This window comes from Natronorubrum halophilum, from assembly GCF_003670115.1.
GTDB lineage: Archaea > Halobacteriota > Halobacteria > Halobacteriales > Natrialbaceae > Natronorubrum > Natronorubrum halophilum.
In genome coordinates, this window is the sequence record NZ_QQTY01000003.1 from 127,518 (window position 1) to 145,930 (window position 18,413).

Sequence of the window (18,413 nt, forward strand, 5' to 3'; positions counted from 1 at the left end):
TCGACGAGGGCATTGCCCTCGCGTTCGCGGACGCCGTCAAGTAGCTGCCGCGGGTACTGTCCCGTCGCGGGACGGAGTTTAAAGACGAACCAGACCTGGCCCGGACGCTCCGCAGTCGACCGCCTTTCTGGTCACTCTCGCAGTACTATATGTCCTTGCCCCGTAACTGGAATACTTATCCGCGGTCGTGGATCGAGAACGTATGACGGCCACGATCCTAGTCGCGTTCGACGAATCACCGCAGTCGATCGCCGCGTTGCGCCACGCAGTCCTGACGTACGATGACGCGACGATCCGCGTCCTCTACGTGAACGACCCTTGGGAATGGGCTGGCGCAGACGGGATCGACGGTGTCTTCTACCCGGAAGAAGCCTTCGAACGATCCCAAGAGGCCGCTGAGGAAGTGATCGCTGAAGCTAAAGCGTTCGCACGCGAGTACGAGAGGGAGGTCACGACTGAAACGGAAATTGGAGCGGCGTCCGAAACGATCATCTCCTACGCCGAGGAGCACGGTGTCGACCACATCGTCCTCGGAAGTCATGGTCGACGCGGTCTCAAACGGTTCTTACTGGGAAGCGTCGCCGAACGGGTCGCCAGGCGATCGCCCGGCTCGGTGACGATCATTCGGGATGAGAAACTGAACGAAGAGGAGTAGTACCTCGCCGAATATCGGTGCTACACATCCGAGGTCGAAAGCACGGTTCGGAGAGCGATCGTTCGGAACCCCCTGACGAGCAGGCCGAACGGACTCGCGAACCCCAGCTCGAGTTCGCGATCACGGCGGAGTCGACCGCGAGACCGAAGCGACCACCGAGACGGGAAGCCCGCATCACGTGGTCGTCGAGTACGGTATCGACCACGTCGTGATCAGGAATCACGGCCTTAGAACGATTCGTCGAAACGGAGATCGAACGGGGCAACGCAGTCCTCGATTCGGCGCTCCCAATAACGTTGGTCGAAGGGCGACTCAACGTTTGTGACCCCGTCACGATCCGGAACGCTTCAGACGGCACGTACTATTCCCTTGCTACCGTCTGGCCAGGGCCGCTACTGAGATGCCCCGGAACGTCCTCTAAGGCGACTTCGATCTCGTTGGTTCGCATAAACGGCGGCGTCCACGGATCGTTGTACTGGAGCAGCGATGGTTCGTCCATCCCCTCGAGATCTCGTCGGGTGAGTTGCTCGAGTAGCCGCTCCCGTTTTCGATCGACTCGCACGTCCGTCGCGTACCACGAGACTCGGCGCACCGCGACCGTCCACGAGGGTTCGACGACGAGACGAACGTCGGCGTCGGTCGGCGTCGGGCAGTTTCCGACGTGTACGTCGACGGGAGGTAAAGTTTCACAGGGTATCTTCGAGGCCTGTTACACCGCTCGTCGATCGTGCCGACTGCATCGAAGTGACGCTGTGCAACCCGCGCAGAACGACAAGTCGCCAGATACGTGCACGGCTCGAGACGATCGCTACGCCGAATCAACCCGCTCGTAGAACTCGGAGTGGGGTTCGAGGGCCTCGAGCGTAGGCGGTGCCGGATGACGAACGATGAACACGTCGTACGATTTCTCCGCGGCGACGTGAACGCCGACGCTCGTCAGTGGTGTTACGATACGGCCGACGTTGTCACTACCGAGGAACACGACGCTTGGATCGTGGTTCTGTATCAGTCGCTCGATGTGATCGGCGAGTTCGGTCTCGGGAGGAAACTCGCGGAGTCGTTCGAATTCGAACGCCGCCGATGGCGCGAGCGTCCGTACCTGTTCGCGAAGACCCGCGACGACTGCATCGACATCGTACGGTTCGTTCTCGTCGATCCACCCCTTCTCTCGTGCGTATCGTTTTCGCTCCGGGACGACGACTACGGCCGCGATCTCTTCGTCGAGTGCAACGCCGTACTCGACGGCCCTGACGAGAGCAGCTTCCGCGAGGTCCGATCCATCGAATGGGACGACGAACGTCATACGTTCCGTCTCTACACCTCCGGCAATAACTCCGGGGGGGTGGGTACGGAATGCCCGGGAGAAAACCCACACCGGTAGCCGTGGACGGATCCGTTACGATCCGTCCGTCTCTCTGGCGCGGACGGTCAGTACGGGTGCCGGTGCAGTGCGAAGGACGCGCTCCGTGACGCTTCCGAGCAACTCTCGATCGGGATCACCGCGACCGTGCGTCCCCATGACCAGCAGATCGATATCCTCGGTCTCCGCGTACGCGGAGATCGCTCTGTGGACCGTTCCGACGGTAACGGCCGTGCGGACGTCGACCCCGGAGGCGGCCGCTCTCTTAGCCGCCGTTTCGAGGACGCGCTTCGTGTTTTCTTCGAGTCGGTCGACCAGTGCATCTGTTTCAGAGTCGGTTCCGTAACGCGTCACGTTTACCACCGACAAGAGGTGAAGCGTCGCTCCCGTTTCAGCAGCGATTTCCACGCCGCGTTCTAACGCGATGCCCGCGTGCTCGCTTCCGTCTGTGGGTACGAGGACGCGGTCGAACGGATAGCGAGACTGGATATCGTCGCTCGCACGAACGACGAGCACGGGGACGGAAGCGTCACGAATGACCCCTTCGGTTACGCGGCCCAGAACTACCGGTTCGGGTTCCCGCCTTCCGTGTGAACCCATAACGACGAGTGTTATCCCCGCAGATTCGACGTACTCGAAGATTCGATCTCGGGGATCGCCCTGTTGTTCTTCGGTAACGACGGTTTCGACATCGGCGGCCGCGGTCTCTCGTGCGTCGGCGAGTATCTCTTCAGCCGTCCGATCGAGTGCGTCCGTCGAACTGCCGTCGTGATCGTCATTCGAGACGACCAGCACGTGAATGGTCGCCGTCGACGACGCGATTCGACCGGCCAACTCGAGGGCCGCGTTGGCGGGGCCGCTTCCGTCGGTCGGGACGAGAAGGTGATCGTACATACGGCACGTTCGACTGGCGTGCATTTACAGCTATCCTGGCCGCATCTCGAACTGCTCGAGGGGGTGCTGCGATGAGATCGATTTCGTTTGCATCGCTCGAGAGACGCCACGAGGAACAACGCGGAACAGCACCAACATCGTTTCGAGTTCAAGGAATTTTATGTAATCCGTGATAATTTCCATATTAACTAATATACTATTTATGCTGGAGCGTGATAGGACAGCATATGGAACCGCGGGCAGAGCGCTGGTGCCATCTTTTGATCGGTATAGCGTTGGTTCTCCTGACAATCGGTATCGGATACGACGTTATTTTCGGAACGAAGTTAGCGGATTTTATAGTGATAATCACCGGGCTCTTCCTCGGATGGGTAGCGTTTCTCTACTGCCTGGGGAACGCTTCGTTTTGGGGATAGCTCGACTATCTCCCGGTTTTCAACGCCAGTGAGGTCGATCCGTCTCAGTCATCGATTCGCCGGTCTTCGGTCGCGCGACGAGAATACGTACATGAAAATCGCTCTCTCGATCGATTAGAAACGGAGTAGCGTACCAATCGACGAACGGTCGCCTGTGTTAGAAGCAAGTACTTCGACGTAGTACCCGATGGCATGCCGGACCTACTCGCGGAGCAAACGGCCATAGTGACCGGTGCATCGAGCGGGATCGGTCGATCAATCGCGCGGGCGTTCGCCGAAAACGGTGCCGATGTGGTCGTTGCCGACGTACACGAAGCGCCCCATGAAGGTGGGACACCGACTCACGAACTCATCACCAACGAAACCGAGGTGACAGCGATGTACGTCGATTACGATGTCTCGAGTGTCGACGATCTCGAGGCGACGCTCGACGAAGCCAAGTAGTTCGGTGGCGTCGACGTGTTCGTCAATAACGCGGGTATCTTTCGATCAGAGGAGTTCCTCGAGGTGACCGCCGACCAGTACGAGCAACTCATGAGCGTGAACGTGAAAGGTGCGTTCTTTGGAACCCAGCTCGCGGCCCAGCGAATGGTCGAAAACGACGGTGGAAGTATCATCAACATCTCGAGTATCGCTGGCTTCCTCGGAAACGGTAGCTACGTCGCCTACTGCGTTTCTAAGGGTGCAGTCCGATCGTTGACGTACGCGGCGGCCCATCGCCTCGGGCCCGACGGAATCCGAGTGAACGCGATCCACCCGGGCGGTATCGAAACCGCGATGATGGAAGACGCACACATGGGGCCCGAAGCGCTCGAGCAATTCGTCCAGACGATTCCGTCGCGACGGATCGGTGATCCAGAGGATATTGCGGGAACCGCTCTGTTTCTCGCGAGTGACCTCTCGAGTTACGTAAACGGTGAGTCGCTCGTTGTCGACGGCGGGTACACTCATACTGGATGACCGGAAACGTCCGAAAGATACAGCCGAATTTGCGGTTCAGTAGTCCGTGAGCGTCCGTACGCGCCGGTATTTATGCGGGCGTCCATCGTCGGTCGACCGGTTTCGGTGTTATAGGCGTTCATTTCTCGGCTTGTCTACGTTTATCGCGTCGCATGCCGGCGCTACGAGTCACCCATCACCTCTTTGCGTCCCATTATCGTCTCGGGATCGAGACTGAAATACCGGAACGTTGTTTCTCTTGGCGGCCGTTCAAAGATGTCGACGAGCGGAATTTGAATCGCCCACATTCCCTGTATTTCGGCTGACTCGTACGATGCGTCGGAAGTATCCGATAGGTGTCCTGTTGCGACGATACTTCGCCACCCACTGTCGGTCTTGCCGTGCGTAACGAAGGAGACGGGTCTATCTACGAGTTCTTCCTTCCTGCTATCCTGGGGGAAGGAGAGTCGATAGTAGAAGCGCTTGACGTCTGCACTGTATCCGTACGAAACAGGTATCGAGACCGGCGGTTCATCCGGGTCCGTAGCAAACGAAATGACACCCGTTCCGCCTCGGCCGAGGAATTCGTTCATTTCCTCCTCGCTCATTTGAAGCCAGCGCAATCCCTGCATATCGACCCACATGGGGCCAGAATAAAAAATACCTTCTCACAGCGAACTGTACTTTCAATGTGATGAGAACGGTGCTGATCGTCCGCTCGTTTGTCGTTGACGGACCACTCTCGAGGACTGGCTAGTCTGAGCCAGACTAGTAGTAGGATTTTCCTCGCTTGTATCCGATCAGTCATCGATAATCGATCTGAAAAACTTTGGACTATGCTTAACACCCAGTATGAATTACTTTCAGGTATACAGATAATTCCGCGGAGAGATGACCCTCAACGATGTGACGGATTCCAACGGCTCTGTTGATATCCTCAGAAAGTGATAGTTTTAGGACTCTCTACAGTAAGTACAGACGAAGGCGTTACCGGAGCAGATACTTACCTCTCAGATGGATGCTAGAAACGACCTGCTGAATATAGAGGATGGGCCTTGTTTTGACGCTCAAACGTTAAGTGTAGAGTCGATCGAACTCGTATCGCTGTACTAGTAGCCCGGGGGAAATACCAAATCTACTAGGAAGTGAAGCGGGACGGGTTCGCACAGTATCCCGCTATCTATATCTCCACAGGAAGCATAATTATAAATAGTGATGGAGATGGCAGCCACAACTACAAATGAAAACTCGTCCGATGGACACCGTACATCAACACTGCCCTGTAGAACGCGGCGTTCGAGGCGCAAATGACCGTGGAGACAGTAGCCCGTGACGAAGCGGTACAGGATCTCGCTTGGCCGGAGGGCACCTGTCATGGATGCGGCCCAGCAAATAGTGACGGGTTGCAACTCAAAAGTTACCTCTCTGTGACAGGCGACCAGCTTGTGGCGACCTTCGGGCCGGACGCTATCTTCAATTCTGGCGTGCCGAACATCATGTACGGCGGCCTGGTGGCGTCGTTGATCGACTGCCAGGCGATGTGGACGGCCATCGTGTCCGCTCACCTCGCAGAAGATCGTCCGCTAACCGACGATCTCATTCTGTACGTCACCGGTGAACTCAACGTAGGCTACCGGAAACCGACACCACTTGATCAGCCGATTCACCTCCGGTCCTGGGTGGAGGGCAAACCCGGGCGAAAGACCCGAGTCACCTGCGAACTTGGTCCAGACGACACGGTTACCGCAGTCGGGGACATACTCGCGGTTCGAGTTGATGGATGATGCGGGACCTTTTTCTCCCGATTCCGGCCCAGCCGAGTATCGAGTCCCTTCTCGAATACGCGGAAGCTGCCGAGAAAGGGGGCTACGACAGAGTATGGCTCGCCGAAACATGGGGACGTGATGCAGTCACCACGCTTACGACCATCGCTACCCAGACCGACGAAATCGGTCTCGGGACGAGTATCTCCTCGGTCTATTCCCGATCACCAGCCCTGCTCGGACAGACCGCGGCAACCCTCCACGAAGTCTCCCGGGGTCGATTTCGTCTCGGTCTCGGGCAAAGCACGCCACAACTCGTCGAGGGGTGGCACGGCGTCCCTCATTCAGAACCACTCCGGCGACTCCGCGAGAGCGTCGAGATCGTCCGGCAAGTCCTCTCGGGGGACGTCGTTGTGTACGACAGCAACATCTTCGAGATGGAAGGGTTCCGGCTCCGGTTCGAGCCCCCATCACCGCCCCCTGCTATCGATGTTGCTGCGATGGGGCCGAAATCCATGGAACTCGCAGGTCGATTCGCTGACGGATGTCACACGACAATGGCAACTCCGGGCGGACTCGCGGACAGCCTTGATAACCTAGAAACCGGTGCCGATCTCGGCGCACGAAACCCCGAAGATGTACGGGTGACGGTCGAGTTACCGTGCTGTGCGCTCGATGATGGCAAGCGTGCTCGGGAACTCGTCCGTCACCATATCGCGTTCTACCTCGGTGCAATGGGAGTCGTTTACCGAGACCATCTTGCTCGCCAGGGGTACGAAGCCGAGGCAGAGGAAATCGCTCGATTCTGGAATGATGGCCAGCAGGACGCAGCGATGGCAGTGATCTCTGATGACCTACTCGACAGTCTCGGGGTTGCGGGAACACCAGAGCAGGCTTGCCAGCAGCTCCGGCGGTGGGAAGCACTGGAGTCAGTCGATGTCGTGGCGGTATTGTTCCCAGTGCACGCCACCCGGGACGATATATTGGCCACCATCGAGACGCTCGCACCAGAGATGTGACTACGCCATCACTCGCCTGAGATCCAGGTAGAGGGTGAGACGCATAGGGTCGCCCTCCAGTACGTATATCTGAAATCATAATTCATATTGATGCCACGTACGACGAAACCAATGGCCGACTCGCCTAATCAAGACCGTGTGAATATGCGCCAGGGGCTTTGTTTAGACGCTCCCGAATGGGCGGATCAGGAGTCATTTCGGCTGAGTAGAACGCGGTAGAGAGCACTTCACGGTACGGATTTACACATTGAGAACGACGCGGTAGAGCCGGTTTCTGCTGCGTCTAAACAAGGCCTGCGCCAGGTATCCAGCACGACGCGATTAACTTCAGGACATCTGATAAACGCATTGGTGTTCAGTTCGCACGCCTACCTAACGACTGTTTCACCACAGATAGTGTCTAACTAATAGGATTTCGACAGAGTCACCCAGTTCTTAACGCGAGTAAGCCCATCGACGCCGTATTTTCAAACTGGTTTGCGTCCGGCGGTGAGTCACGTTTCCGGCGTCGTCACGCGGAGTTCGTCGCCGACTTCGTAGAAGTAGCCTCGCTCGAGCAACCGAGTGAGTACGTAGTCCGCGTCCTCCGGTTCGAGGGCCAGGTCATCGCTCGTACGAAGAATCTCGAGGGCCTGCGCTCGAGGGATCGACTGCAAATCGGTATGATCATCCGAGCTGTGGCTGTGAGTACACAGGACATCGTAGGCGTCCAGAATCCACTCCGGAAGCGGCGGTCGTGGATCGGTGATGTCGGTCATTTCGACTTTCTAAGAGGATTCTACAGTACCGAGTCGCTTAAGAATATCCCACGGACGATACCGTCGATCGTCTCGAACGTAGGGAGATTACACAGTCGAACTGACTGTGCCGTACACTGTGTGGTCGGGATGCCATCGAAGTGCCCGACGACGACCGAACACCGACATCCTAAATCTTGAAGGACGGCATCTCATCACGACGGGGACGCGATCAGTCGTCGGTGTTCGGGTTTCATACATCGGTCCTGAATGACGCTGACTCCGGCTGCTTCCGCTCGAGCAACGGCTTCGTCGTCGTGAACGCCGAGTTGCAGCCAAACGACTTCGACGTCGTCGCGTGCAAGAGCTTCGTCGACGATCCCTGCGACTTCGGCGCTCGGACGGAAGACGTCGACAATTTCGACCGTTTCTTCTACGTCCGAGAGCGAGTCGTAGGCAGGTCGTCCGAGAACTTCCTCGGCGTTAGGGTTGACCGGGACGATTTCGTAGCCCTGGGTCTGGAGGTACCGCGGAATCTCGTGGGCGTCCTTTCCGGGCGTCGACGAGCATCCGACGACAGCGATCACGTCCTTCTCGAGAATCTTTCGAACGTCGGCGTCAGTCTCAACGGGCATACAATTCGTAGGTTCTCGGTGACGAAAAGGCCACGGGCGTCTCGGGCACTGATCGACCGGTGTGCCAGCCCGAACGAATGAGTAACCGTTCTACTCGACGCAACAACTCATCCGACGTATCACGATGGAACGCCTGACAGGCGTGCGTGAACGCCTACGAAACGTCGGGAACGAATGGATTGTATCGATAGACAACGAGGAGCACACGAACCCGCAAGTCGCCTCCGTGATCGTTCGAGACGACGAAGCCGTCTCGTGATGACGAGAGAGTTTGCTCTCTCGAACCGACTCGGCGTAGCCGAGACTCCTAGCGCGAGGAACCAGCATAAACGGCGAGGGGGATGTCATTGCGGCAGACCGCGAGTTCAGATGCCGGAGTAGTCTTTCGGAATTCTGGTTCCTGCCGTGACGGTTTCGCCGTCGGCTCCTGGAATCGAGAGGTGGTTGCCGTTCCGTTCGATAGTGAAGTGCAGGTGAGGACCGGTCGAGTTGCCGGTGTCACCCATGCCGCCGATTTTCTGGCCGCGCGTGACGCTCTCACCCTGTACCACGTCGAAGCTGTTCAGGTGGCAGTACATCGTCTGGTAGCCATTTCCGTGGCCGAGTTTCAGGTAGTTACCGCAGCCACCCGATTCGTAGCTTCGGATGTCCACGACGCCGTCGTGGGCCGCGTAAATCGGCTCGCCGATGTTGCCGTTCGCGCCGAAGTCCACCGCGTAGTGGCCAGGGCGAGCGCCGTACGGCGACGTGATATACCCCGTAATCGGCCAGTCGAAGTCCGAACCGCCGCCGGACGTGGACTGGAGATACTGCTCGACCGACCAGCCCCATACGTTTCGGTCGAGCCAGTGGACGCCCCACCATCTGTAGCCGTCTTTATCGGTCGGCCCGTTCATGATCTCGCCGACCTCGCCGTTGTTTAGCGTGGCGACGACGGGCGAGTCGGTGCCGGGCTGTTCCCGTGTGTTCAGTGCGCTTGCGGTAACTTCGACTTGCTCACCGTCGCTAAACGCGCTCGCCGAACCGCTCAGTGCTACGGTTCCGGTGATTCCTGTCGCGGCAATTCCGAGTGATTTAACGACCGACCGCCTGCTGAATTTTCTTGGCATATCCGAATACAAAATACATTCACAAATGATTAAAAGTTACGGTTGTTTCTATATTGATTATATAAATATGCTGTCGAGATACAGTCATCTACTGGACAAATTTTGGATTCTATTGACATGAATTTTCAAGAACCGTTCGCCGTGACTCTCGAGTCCGGTCCGCTTCACAGACAGCAGTTCCGATCTGAAAGGAATCAGTAGTTGATCACGCACGCCCGTGGATTAGTTGCACGGCCATCGTACAAGGGCGGGTTTCCTCACCAGCCCATCCCCGGATCGTCGGCGGCTTGCCGCACCCAGGAAGCGACCTGCTCCTCGTCCAGCGTGTCCGTCTTCTTCAGATCCAGGGCTTGTCTATCCGGACCCGTCCCACTGGGCGGCTTTGGCTCAAGGTACGATTCGCACACGAACGCCAATTTCACGTGTTTCGAGAACGCACTGAACGACGCGAACCATCCCTGGTCCTCGACGCCGTAGAACGGTTGGTGATACTTCACGGCACGGCGCACCTGCGGCACTTCGTCTCGAATGATCTCGTCGAATTGCGTCGCAACCTCGCGTTTCCATCCCGGCAGCGCTGTGATGTGCGCCTCCACCGCTGTCGATCCGTCGGTATCATCTTTCCTCCGTGCCGCCTGGTACCGTCGGCTCCGTTCCTCCCATTCTTCTTCCGTCGGAACCTGGTCCGACAGCTCGATTTCCCCAAAATCATCGTCTACGATGGTTTCCTCCCCCTCTCGGCCCGATATCGAAGTCACGACCAAGACCGGGTCTGACTCTTCGGATCCGGAAAACAGATCGAAGTCCAGCCGCAACGTCCCTCCCCGCCAGTGGCGAGCAAAGCCCACCCAGCCGTCGGAATGGTCGTCTCGGGGGTCCTGCTCAACCCGGAAAAGACCCAACAAGGCTGGAACGGCGTCGACACCCCATTGGAGTCCCCGTTCCAGATCCGTGAAACGAACCCCATCGTCGTGGTCTTTACTGTAGTAGGATGCTCTGATCGCCCGGTTCGCCATCACGAGTTCGGAGACCCGCTGGGTCGTAAGTGGGTCGGACACACTCATAATCGCTTACCAAGACGTGGTATTGGCTTATCAATATTCCCCGATTCTCGGGAGAGCGGCAAGCCGGGTTCCTCCTATGTGGACATGGGATCTGGGCGTCACAACGCTTCGAACGGCTATTTAACTAGAGAGTTAAATAGTGGGAGAGCGTATACTAAACAGGATGGTTGAACGGAAGCCGGACGACTTGGACCTCGATGCAGTCTTCCAGGCGCTCTCTCACCCGATACGTCGATCGATCCTCGAACAGTTGACCGACGGCCCGGAGAGTGTGGGCGACCTGGCCGAACCCCACGACGTTTCCCTGCCGGCCGTATCCAAGCATCTGCGCGTGCTGGAGGACGCTGGGTTAATCGACGTCGAGAAGGACGGTCTCGTTCGCCGCTGCCACCTCGACGCCGTACCGCTTTCCGCGGCATTCGGGTGGCTGACCCAGTACCGCGTCTTCTGGGAGGACCGGTTAGATGCGCTGGCCAACCATCTGGAGAACGAAGACCAATGACAGACGACCCCAACGGAGACGATGCAGCAATGACAGAGAACACGGCGGACGAAGAGCGGAGTATAACCATGAGTCGCGTGATCGAAGCGCCATCCGAGCGCGTTTACGAAGCGTTCCTCACTCCCGAGGACATCGCGGTGTGGGCTCCCCCAGACGGATTCCGCGCTGACGTTCAGGAGGTCGAGTCCGAAGAGGGCGGGTCCTTCCGAGTCGAGAACAATGCAGAGACCGAAGAGATGGAACAATACTCCCACACGTTCCAGGGCACCTACCAGGAGCTGAAACCCGACGAGAAGATCGTCTGGACCGAGGACACCGGGGAGGGTGATGACCACAGTACGGTAACGGTGACGTTGGATACGGTCGCTGACGGGACCGAAGTCACCCTCCGCTTAGACGGTATCTCCAAGGATGTCGCCGAGGAATACGGGGTTGCAGAAGCCTGGGAAGGCACCCTCGAAAAACTCGCCGGTCAGGTGGAGGACTGACCATGTCAGCTGACACCACCAGCGGAGCAGTACCCACAGAATCAACGACGGACGAAGACGCAGAATGGGGAAAGATCGGCCTCGCCGTTCTCATCTCGATTGTTCTGGCTACTGGGGCACACTACCTGTTGCTGGCCAACCTTGATACGCATCCATCGCTGCATGCGCTCATCGGCATACTCCTCTTCTTCGTCACTGGATTTGTCGTGTTCCAAATCGTGATGGGCTAACCGACATCCCAAGGTCCAGGCATTCATCAACACCACTTATAGTATTCATTCTGGTGATTTCCGCCTTAAGATTCTCATACCGCGCTACAAGTTCGATTTTCAGAGATAGCTCGAGACAGTGGGGAGTTCTGTTGCATACGCTTTCTAGACCCGAGGATGACCGAAAGGGTCTGGTTTGCCTCACGGGTTGCTCCCTGCCTTTTTGCCGGCGCTCCACAGAGAGTTTGGGCGACATCTGCGAAGCAATGCTCGGAAAAGTGACCGAACCCACGTTACGACTAACAGAACCGGTGGTACAGGGGCGTACCGTCAGTCACGGTCACTCTCCACGGATATCACTACCGAGTGTGGGGAAGATCATGTGCGCGAAATGGACCGCGAGGACGACGACGATCGGGCCAAGGAAGAGTCCGTACCAGCCGAAAGCGAGAGTTCCGAGGAAGTATCCGAGGAGAACTAGTCCCATGTGGACGCCGCTTCGCGCCGACAGGTACGACCGCGCGAAGAAATCGGGGATCGTGTCGATGACGACAAACGTGAGAACGAAGAACGCGATCGGGTGCCAAAACGGCGTCGACGTCGTCACTGCGAGTCCAAACAGAACCAATCCGTACGGGATGTAGACGATTTTCATTCCGACGGCCGGTATCAGTGTCCCGATTCCGATGAGCAGCGAGAGTAATACCGGCGTCGCAACGACGGTCCCACCCGATGCGAGGTAGTTGAGACCGATGTACGTTGTGGCAGCGGTCACGGCTGCGACCACAATGACTGCGAGATTACTGAGAAAAACCGTCTCAAGGTCGTCATCGACCGATTCGATATAGGAGACGATCTCGTCGTCGTGGTCGATGCTGTCGTAAAACCACCGTCGTAACTTCTGATCGTCACGCAAGAGGTAGAAGAGAAAAGTGAGCATGAGAAAAAATCGAGCAAGGATCGAGAAGACGAATCCGGCGACCGACTGCAGTCGTCCCAGGGTTCTCGGCACACCCTGAAGAGCGACGCCCGCGATCGAGCCGCCGGAGCCGGCCGTGAGTGCGTCCCGGAGTCTGTCGACGTTGCCCTCCTTGATCAATCGCAAATACGGTTGGAGGACCGATCGATACGCCTCGAGCTCACTCGAGGCGAGAAATTGATCCAGTTCCTGTAGTGCGACGACGCCCGCGTAGGCGACGACGCCAGCCATGGGGACGACAACGAATAGTATCGTGACCGTTGCCGTCACGTTCGGGTGGTCGATGACGCGATCGAGTTGGCGATACAGTGGACGCGTCGCGTAGTAGACGAATATCGCGAAGAATAATGTTCCCACGTATCTGAAAAGGGCAATTCCAATCAGTGCTGTAATGATCAACCCGAATCCAATCCAGAGGAGACGTTTGCCGTCCCATCTGTCGAAAACGGCCATGGTCAACCACACGGGCACGAACCAGAAGAATGTCTGTTTCGAAAGAGAAGACTGTAATCCTCGCGTGATCGTCGCAGAAGCGAGTAATCCATGTGCAAAACAATCAGTGCTCCTTCGAGCAGTAGTCGGCGCGGCACTCGAGGAGTACTGGACTAAAGTTGAGGAGTGGCGAACGAAAATTATCGTTACCAGCGCCAGTCCCGACGGTAAAAAGAAGACGGGTCCTCAAGCACGTTATTTCAGCCTCGTATCGCCATGCAGGCATCGACAACGGAGTCCATATCCTTGAGACGGATGAGGCCATTCAATGCGTCCGTTATTTTTACTTCGGGTTCCCGTTCCCTCTGAATGTGTACCTCATCAGTGGGTTCGTTCTTCTCAGAAACCGAGAACGAACCTCTTGACGAGAGCCCCATCGGTTTGTTGGTTACGCACTTCCACCCCTTTGAACAGCCCCAAATTCGGTTGCGGGTTTTAGTGTTCTCGAATCCAATGGCACTCTGTGACGCTCAAGGAACTCGTCCGCGACGAGCGGACGAACGCCATTATCGGATGGTCGTTGACAGGCATCGTGGCGCTGGCTGCCATCGAGAGTTTTTTCGCAGGCGCTTTGCTCTGGGGCGGGTTCGAACTGATCATCGTAGCTACAGTATCAGCGCCGGCGTTGAGGTCCCGTGATTGGACAGCAATTGTTTCCTGGCCGCTCCTGGCGGTTGCTACGTTCTCTGTCGGTGCCGGCACGACCGGGTTTCCGTTCGAGACTGCAGTGTATCTCGCCGTTGCAACGCTCGCGCTCATCGTCGTCATCGAACTCGAGACATTCACGACGGTCGAATTGAGTCGTCGGTTCGCCGTCGGCTTCGCGATGATGATGACAATGGCGCTACAGGCGCTCTGGACCGTCGCGCAGTTCTACTCGGATCAGTGGCTGGGGACTGAGTACCTGCGTTCGCAGGCCGAACTTCAGTGGGACTTCGTCGTTGTCACCGTCGTAGGACTCGCACTCGGGGGGCTCTTCCAGTGGTACGCCAGCCGATTCGAGCCGGCCGGTGCCCTCGCTCGGGCCACGAACGGATCGGAACCACCATGACGCTCGGAGACACGCTGGGACTGACGGATTCTCAGGAGCTCCGTATCGTTCGGGGCCTGCAACTCGTGCTCGTTGCGCTCCTCGGATATGGAATAGCGACGTTTCAGTTCGGGATTTCCGGAAGGGCAGGATTGGCTCTCGGAATAACACTTCTGCCGGCATGGTTGCGCTGGGAGTACGGATACTCGATGGACGCCGGGCTCGTTCTCTGGATCACTGCCGCCGTGATCCTCCATACGATGGGATCGTTATGGCTCTATGAACAGTATCAATGGTACGACGAAATCGCACACACCGTCTCAGCGTCAGTCATCGCGGGGCTGGGGTATGCGGCCTTCCGGGCGTTCGAACTCCACTCCAACGAGATGAACGTTCCGGCGACGTTTCGATCCGTGTTTATTGTGATCTTCGTCCTCGCGATCGGCGTCGTCTGGGAAGTACTGGAGTTCGCCCTCGGCGGGGAGGTGGTCACTGTCTATGGAATCGACGATATCGTTACCGACTTCGTGTTCAACGCAGTTGGCGCAGTGATCGTCGCAATCTGGGGGATTGGCTACGTCAGTGAATTCGTCAGATTCTTCGGGCGACGATTTCGGTCTACTTCCAATAATTAACTCTCAAGACTCTTGTGATGACGATCGATGGTACTGCCAACGGCTGCAAAAGCCAGCATGAGGATTATCCGAAGAAGGAGTGAACGCCCGACTGTCCGAGAAGGACACCGATTTACCATGACTGATCACCGAAGCCAGAAATCACGACGGTGGTTCGTGAAAGCAGGGTCGGTCACCTCGGCCGCACTGGGACTCGGTGTAACCGGGAGTGTGGGAGCACAGGAAACGCCGACCGAAAGCGACGGCGATGGCGGTGACGGACAGTTTCAAGAGGCGATCACGACCGGCGAAACGTACTTTTCGGGCGCGGTCTTCCGCGTCGTCTCGCCAGCACTGCAGGATGCCCCCGTTGTGGACAACCCAGACGTCCTGCAGAACCACAGCGTACGTGTCATCGAACACTTCAACACGAACGAGGAGGGGTATCTCTTCGTGCCCCCAGATGCACAGATCGAAGAAGGAGAGCAGTACGTGTTCGACGACCGGTTATCGTCGCCGACCGAAGACGAGTTAGCAATTTCCGATCTCGTCCGCGTTCAGTACCGACCGCTCACTGAAGAAGATCTCCCCTTCGATCTGGAGACTGTGGAGGACTTCGAGATTCTGGATGATAGCGGCGGTGAAGCTGCCGTCCGTCCTGATAACTTCTTCTCGGGTGCGCCGTTCGAGATCACTTCGGGACCGCAGGGCTGGGTTCCACAGGATATCGAGCAAAGCGGCCTGTTTACGGATTACAATACCGTCCATGCTGAATACTTCGGCACGAACAATCGGTTTCTCTTCTTCCCACAAGAGGAAGCAGAAATGGAACAGGGAGAACTCTACGTAATGCGCGACGAGTCCGAGATATTCGACCCGGTGGGTAATCTCGTGGCCGCCGAGTTCGCTGTCGTCGACGAAGAATCCGTTACTATCGACGACGATTCTCTTCGGTAGCCGGTCGTTCCTAGCGATCCAATATTCGATCTATACCTTCGACATCGCTAATGAGAACAGAACACATCGATGTGATGATCAGTACAGGTCGAGCAGGTAATAGAGCGATAGTCGGATTTGCAAATAACCGTCACGTTCCTCGTGCTGAACCAGGTAGCGATCAACAAAAGATATAAGATCTATCCCCGTTTTTGTCTATCAAATGGTATCGTTGTAGCTGGAACTGGACTTTTTTTCGTTCGTACTGCTCTGCGTAGAACACGCAGTGTAGTGGGAGCGCCAGCTACATGCCCGTTATGCTGCACTTTGTGTAGTAACAACAAACATGATGAGAACATATTCAATAGATGTCATCAGCCGACAAACACCGTACGCATCCCAAGCAGACCGTCTCCATATGGTCTACTACCTGTGAGTTAGACGACGGTTCAATAGCGTTAATTAGTGGAATCGAACTCGAGAAAAACCGAATTCAACCCAGCGAGACTTGCCGATGAGTCCAGATCGTTCTCCAGAGACGGCCGTAGATCCAATCATCTCTGTTCGGGACCTGACGAAGTCCTATGGACGGGGAGAAAATAGTGTTCAAGCGGTAGATGATATCAGTTTTGACATTAATTCTGGCACCGTTGTTGGAATCTTAGGTCAAAATGGTGCCGGGAAGACGTCAACAATAAAAATGATGCTCGGGCTGGTAACGCCGACATCTGGGGAAATCCAAATCGCAGGCTCAGATGTGTTGGCAGAAACACACGAGGTCTATCAGGACGTGGGTGCGATGCTCGAAGGGGCACGGAACACGTACTGGAGACTGACAGTCCGTGAGAATCTTGACTTCTTTGCGAGTCTCAACGGAATCGATCCGAAGAATGTGCGAAGCCACCATGAGGCGCTCATAGAAAGATACGGGCTTAAGGAGAAGGCAAATGTCCCGATCAGAGATTTGTCAAGAGGAATGAAACAAAAGGTCTCCCTGATCTGTACCTTAGCACGACAGACGGGTGTTGTTTTTCTCGACGAACCAACACTTGGGCTTGATGTCGAAACGTCACTTGACCTTCAACAGGAGATACGGCACTTAGCCGAAGAAGAGTCGATGACAATTCTGCTTAGTAGTCACAATATGGATATGGTAGAAGCGGTCTGTGATCGTATCATTATCCTTCACGAGGGTCACGTCATTGCGGATAATCGTATCGAAAATCTCGTCGAGGTCTTCCAAACTCAAATGTACCAAATCACTGTTGAGCCTCCCGTCTCGGAACCGTTGAAAGATCGTCTCGGAAAAAGATACAGTACAAAGAGCTGGTGCAAAATTGGCGGGAAAGTTCAATTCGAGGTGCTACCTTCGTCGGGGGATGACTTCTATAACTTCGTGAACGAGTTGCAGCAAGAAGATATCGAACTTGTCTCAATTCGTTCGCTTGAACCCGATCTCGAAAATATCTTCCTTGAAATGACGAATAAGACATCGCTGACGGAAAACCAAAACGGGGGCCAGCAATGAGTTCGTTGCCAACGTTGGTTCGTGCGATCGCGCGTAAGGAGATCATCCTTATGATCCGATATCCAGTTAACACTTTCTCAAATCTACTGCTGACCTATCTGTTCTTTCTACTGATATTCTTTGGTGGACAGGCGGTAGCAGGGCCGGCTCTTACAGAGTCACTTGATGGGATTATTGTGGGTTTCTTTCTCTGGACCATGTCATCCCTGTCCTTTGGCTATCTCGCATATTCAGTTTCAGCAGAAGCTCAGTGGGGCACGTTAGAACAGTTGTATATGACACCTTTTGGCATTCGAACCATCATGGTAGTCAAAGCAGTTGTCGGAACAATTATTAATTTCGGCTGGGGCGTCGTCATGCTACTGCTTATGTTAGTGACCTCTGGCCAGACATTACAGATAGATATCGTGACTGTCCTCTCACTTGGAATGCTAACGCTCGCCTCTGCTCTCGGAATTGGGTTTTTGTTTGCGGGGCTTGCGCTTCTGTACAAGAGGATCGAGGACTTGTTGAGTCTGGTTAACTTCCTGATTGTCGGGTTTATTGCTGTCCCGGTTGGCTCGTATAGTTTGCTCAAGGCGCTCCCTCTCGCACAGGGTAGTTATCTCCTCCGGCAAACAATGGAAGATGGGATTTTAGTTTGGGAGCTTCCCGCGGTGGAACTCCTCATCTTGGTCGCCACTGCGGTTGCATATGTAGGCGTAGGATACTACGTATTCTGGTGGTCACAGCGCCGTGCGCGTCGCAAAGGGATTCTTGGCCACTATTGATTCGCATTGTGTGGTCAGTACGCCAATAATTTGATTCCCTTTCTTTCGTCTGTTCTTGGAATCCTTATTCGTCGATACACAGAGAACCCGATACGTGCGATTTGACTGGTTTCCAGCGAATCTCGCTATATACGATTATCGAGTAAGACGAACCAGACGGACTCACGATCAAGGACTAACTCGAGGAGTACTACGAGAAAGAGATGCATCACGAGCGACTCTATCCGAACCTCGACGAGTTCGCCATCGTTCATAGAGAAATGATTATATCCCA

Annotated in this window: 19 protein-coding genes and 2 pseudogenes; 12 read left to right on the forward strand and 9 right to left on the reverse strand. The window is 55.9% G+C overall.

Going from position 1 to position 18,413, the window contains the following annotated elements; all coding sequences use genetic code 11:
* Nucleotides 1-202: 202 nt before the first annotated feature.
* Nucleotides 203-655 carry a universal stress protein gene (locus tag DWB23_RS12715; RefSeq protein ID WP_121743213.1) on the forward strand — a complete coding sequence of 151 codons (453 nt, stop codon included), beginning with the start codon at nucleotides 203-205 and terminating at the stop codon, nucleotides 653-655.
* Between the two features lie 361 nt (nucleotides 656-1,016).
* Here the strand turns inward: DWB23_RS12715 and DWB23_RS12725 are convergent.
* From DWB23_RS12725 to DWB23_RS12735, 3 genes and pseudogenes are all read right to left on the reverse strand, one after another.
* Nucleotides 1,017-1,336 (reverse strand): annotated as a pseudogene (locus DWB23_RS12725) (SOUL family heme-binding protein); the annotation flags it as partial.
* A 127-nt stretch (nucleotides 1,337-1,463) separates the two neighbouring features.
* Nucleotides 1,464-1,958, reverse strand: coding sequence for a universal stress protein (locus DWB23_RS12730; RefSeq protein WP_121743215.1), 495 nt, complete (start codon nucleotides 1,956-1,958; stop codon nucleotides 1,464-1,466).
* A 93-nt stretch (nucleotides 1,959-2,051) separates the two neighbouring features.
* Nucleotides 2,052-2,909, reverse strand: a complete 858-nt coding sequence (locus DWB23_RS12735) for a universal stress protein (protein WP_121743216.1) — start codon at nucleotides 2,907-2,909, stop codon at nucleotides 2,052-2,054.
* Nucleotides 2,910-3,517: 608 nt separating this feature from the next.
* Here DWB23_RS12735 and DWB23_RS12745 point away from each other — a divergent pair.
* Nucleotides 3,518-4,285 (forward strand): annotated as a pseudogene (locus tag DWB23_RS12745) (SDR family oxidoreductase).
* A gap of 161 nt (nucleotides 4,286-4,446) precedes the next feature.
* Here the strand turns inward: DWB23_RS12745 and DWB23_RS12750 are convergent.
* Nucleotides 4,447-4,896 carry a pyridoxamine 5'-phosphate oxidase family protein gene (locus DWB23_RS12750; protein ID WP_121743218.1) on the reverse strand — a complete coding sequence of 150 codons (450 nt, stop codon included), beginning with the start codon at nucleotides 4,894-4,896 and terminating at the stop codon, nucleotides 4,447-4,449.
* Nucleotides 4,897-5,571: 675 nt separating this feature from the next.
* Here DWB23_RS12750 and DWB23_RS12755 point away from each other — a divergent pair.
* Nucleotides 5,572-6,048: a PaaI family thioesterase gene (locus tag DWB23_RS12755; protein ID WP_121743219.1), complete on the forward strand. Its 477-nt coding sequence runs from the start codon at nucleotides 5,572-5,574 to the stop codon at nucleotides 6,046-6,048.
* Nucleotides 6,045-7,046: a TIGR04024 family LLM class F420-dependent oxidoreductase gene (locus tag DWB23_RS12760; RefSeq protein ID WP_121743220.1), complete on the forward strand. Its 1,002-nt coding sequence runs from the start codon at nucleotides 6,045-6,047 to the stop codon at nucleotides 7,044-7,046. The genes DWB23_RS12755 and DWB23_RS12760 overlap by 4 nt, the downstream gene beginning before the upstream one ends.
* 494 nt (nucleotides 7,047-7,540) lie before the next feature.
* On the opposite strand, the gene DWB23_RS12765 is transcribed toward DWB23_RS12760, so the two are convergent.
* The 4 genes from DWB23_RS12765 to DWB23_RS12780 all read right to left on the reverse strand — a co-directional run bounded on the left by DWB23_RS12765 (nucleotide 7,541) and on the right by DWB23_RS12780 (nucleotide 10,543).
* On the reverse strand, nucleotides 7,541-7,804 hold the full coding sequence (locus DWB23_RS12765) for a hypothetical protein (RefSeq protein WP_121743221.1): 264 nt from the start codon (nucleotides 7,802-7,804) through the stop codon (nucleotides 7,541-7,543).
* 194 nt (nucleotides 7,805-7,998) lie between these two features.
* Nucleotides 7,999-8,418: a CoA-binding protein gene (locus DWB23_RS12770; protein ID WP_121743222.1), complete on the reverse strand. Its 420-nt coding sequence runs from the start codon at nucleotides 8,416-8,418 to the stop codon at nucleotides 7,999-8,001.
* Nucleotides 8,419-8,783: 365 nt separating this feature from the next.
* Nucleotides 8,784-9,527, reverse strand: a complete 744-nt coding sequence (locus tag DWB23_RS12775) for a peptidoglycan DD-metalloendopeptidase family protein (protein ID WP_121743223.1) — start codon at nucleotides 9,525-9,527, stop codon at nucleotides 8,784-8,786.
* Nucleotides 9,528-9,784: 257 nt separating this feature from the next.
* On the reverse strand, nucleotides 9,785-10,543 hold the full coding sequence (locus DWB23_RS12780) for a DUF1801 domain-containing protein (RefSeq protein WP_238717420.1): 759 nt from the start codon (nucleotides 10,541-10,543) through the stop codon (nucleotides 9,785-9,787).
* A gap of 211 nt (nucleotides 10,544-10,754) precedes the next feature.
* Between DWB23_RS12780 and DWB23_RS12785 the strand changes: the two genes are divergently transcribed.
* From DWB23_RS12785 to DWB23_RS12795, 3 genes are read left to right on the forward strand one after another with little or no spacing between them, the layout of a single operon-like run.
* Complete coding sequence (locus DWB23_RS12785) at nucleotides 10,755-11,093, forward strand: ArsR/SmtB family transcription factor (RefSeq protein ID WP_121743225.1); 339 nt, start codon at nucleotides 10,755-10,757, stop codon at nucleotides 11,091-11,093.
* On the forward strand, nucleotides 11,090-11,581 hold the full coding sequence (locus DWB23_RS12790) for an SRPBCC domain-containing protein (protein ID WP_121743226.1): 492 nt from the start codon (nucleotides 11,090-11,092) through the stop codon (nucleotides 11,579-11,581). The genes DWB23_RS12785 and DWB23_RS12790 overlap by 4 nt, the downstream gene beginning before the upstream one ends.
* Before the next feature lie 2 nt (nucleotides 11,582-11,583).
* Nucleotides 11,584-11,811: a hypothetical protein gene (locus DWB23_RS12795; protein ID WP_121743227.1), complete on the forward strand. Its 228-nt coding sequence runs from the start codon at nucleotides 11,584-11,586 to the stop codon at nucleotides 11,809-11,811.
* 319 nt (nucleotides 11,812-12,130) lie between these two features.
* Here DWB23_RS12795 and DWB23_RS12800 read toward each other — a convergent pair whose 3' ends face one another.
* Complete coding sequence (locus DWB23_RS12800) at nucleotides 12,131-13,222, reverse strand: AI-2E family transporter (RefSeq protein ID WP_121743228.1); 1,092 nt, start codon at nucleotides 13,220-13,222, stop codon at nucleotides 12,131-12,133.
* 502 nt (nucleotides 13,223-13,724) lie between these two features.
* Here DWB23_RS12800 and DWB23_RS12805 point away from each other — a divergent pair.
* The 5 genes from DWB23_RS12805 to DWB23_RS12825 all read left to right on the forward strand — a co-directional run bounded on the left by DWB23_RS12805 (nucleotide 13,725) and on the right by DWB23_RS12825 (nucleotide 18,139).
* Nucleotides 13,725-14,312, forward strand: a complete 588-nt coding sequence (locus DWB23_RS12805; protein ID WP_121743229.1) for a hypothetical protein — start codon at nucleotides 13,725-13,727, stop codon at nucleotides 14,310-14,312.
* Nucleotides 14,309-14,926 carry a hypothetical protein gene (locus DWB23_RS12810; RefSeq protein WP_121743230.1) on the forward strand — a complete coding sequence of 206 codons (618 nt, stop codon included), beginning with the start codon at nucleotides 14,309-14,311 and terminating at the stop codon, nucleotides 14,924-14,926. The genes DWB23_RS12805 and DWB23_RS12810 overlap by 4 nt, the downstream gene beginning before the upstream one ends.
* Before the next feature lie 210 nt (nucleotides 14,927-15,136).
* Entirely contained in the window at nucleotides 15,137-15,862 is a 726-nt protein-coding gene (locus tag DWB23_RS12815) for a hypothetical protein (RefSeq protein WP_238717421.1), read from the forward strand.
* A 493-nt stretch (nucleotides 15,863-16,355) separates the two neighbouring features.
* Nucleotides 16,356-17,369, forward strand: a complete 1,014-nt coding sequence (locus DWB23_RS12820) for an ABC transporter ATP-binding protein (protein WP_121743232.1) — start codon at nucleotides 16,356-16,358, stop codon at nucleotides 17,367-17,369.
* Nucleotides 17,366-18,139 carry an ABC transporter permease gene (locus DWB23_RS12825; protein WP_121743233.1) on the forward strand — a complete coding sequence of 258 codons (774 nt, stop codon included), beginning with the start codon at nucleotides 17,366-17,368 and terminating at the stop codon, nucleotides 18,137-18,139. Before DWB23_RS12820 ends, DWB23_RS12825 begins: the two co-directional genes overlap by 4 nt.
* The last annotated feature ends 274 nt before the right edge of the window (nucleotides 18,140-18,413 follow it).

What these genes read in the sequence shown, in the direction of transcription:
- DWB23_RS12795 (WP_121743227.1), top strand. Translation starts at nt 11,584, where the DNA reads ATGTCAGCTGACACCACCAGCGGAGCAGTACCCACAGAATCAACGACG.
- DWB23_RS12750 (WP_121743218.1), bottom strand. Translation starts at nt 4,896, where the DNA reads ATGCAGGGATTGCGCTGGCTTCAAATGAGCGAGGAGGAAATGAACGAA.
- DWB23_RS12780 (WP_238717420.1), bottom strand. Translation starts at nt 10,543, where the DNA reads ATGGCGAACCGGGCGATCAGAGCATCCTACTACAGTAAAGACCACGAC.
- DWB23_RS12810 (WP_121743230.1), top strand. Translation starts at nt 14,309, where the DNA reads ATGACGCTCGGAGACACGCTGGGACTGACGGATTCTCAGGAGCTCCGT.
- DWB23_RS12730 (WP_121743215.1), bottom strand. Translation starts at nt 1,958, where the DNA reads ATGACGTTCGTCGTCCCATTCGATGGATCGGACCTCGCGGAAGCTGCT.
- DWB23_RS12785 (WP_121743225.1), top strand. Translation starts at nt 10,755, where the DNA reads ATGGTTGAACGGAAGCCGGACGACTTGGACCTCGATGCAGTCTTCCAG.
- DWB23_RS12715 (WP_121743213.1), top strand. Translation starts at nt 203, where the DNA reads ATGACGGCCACGATCCTAGTCGCGTTCGACGAATCACCGCAGTCGATC.
- DWB23_RS12760 (WP_121743220.1), top strand. Translation starts at nt 6,045, where the DNA reads ATGATGCGGGACCTTTTTCTCCCGATTCCGGCCCAGCCGAGTATCGAG.
- DWB23_RS12800 (WP_121743228.1), bottom strand. Translation starts at nt 13,222, where the DNA reads ATGGCCGTTTTCGACAGATGGGACGGCAAACGTCTCCTCTGGATTGGA.
- DWB23_RS12735 (WP_121743216.1), bottom strand. Translation starts at nt 2,909, where the DNA reads ATGTACGATCACCTTCTCGTCCCGACCGACGGAAGCGGCCCCGCCAAC.
- DWB23_RS12775 (WP_121743223.1), bottom strand. Translation starts at nt 9,527, where the DNA reads ATGCCAAGAAAATTCAGCAGGCGGTCGGTCGTTAAATCACTCGGAATT.
- DWB23_RS12790 (WP_121743226.1), top strand. Translation starts at nt 11,090, where the DNA reads ATGACAGACGACCCCAACGGAGACGATGCAGCAATGACAGAGAACACG.
- DWB23_RS12770 (WP_121743222.1), bottom strand. Translation starts at nt 8,418, where the DNA reads ATGCCCGTTGAGACTGACGCCGACGTTCGAAAGATTCTCGAGAAGGAC.
- DWB23_RS12755 (WP_121743219.1), top strand. Translation starts at nt 5,572, where the DNA reads ATGACCGTGGAGACAGTAGCCCGTGACGAAGCGGTACAGGATCTCGCT.
- DWB23_RS12820 (WP_121743232.1), top strand. Translation starts at nt 16,356, where the DNA reads ATGAGTCCAGATCGTTCTCCAGAGACGGCCGTAGATCCAATCATCTCT.
- DWB23_RS12825 (WP_121743233.1), top strand. Translation starts at nt 17,366, where the DNA reads ATGAGTTCGTTGCCAACGTTGGTTCGTGCGATCGCGCGTAAGGAGATC.
- DWB23_RS12765 (WP_121743221.1), bottom strand. Translation starts at nt 7,804, where the DNA reads ATGACCGACATCACCGATCCACGACCGCCGCTTCCGGAGTGGATTCTG.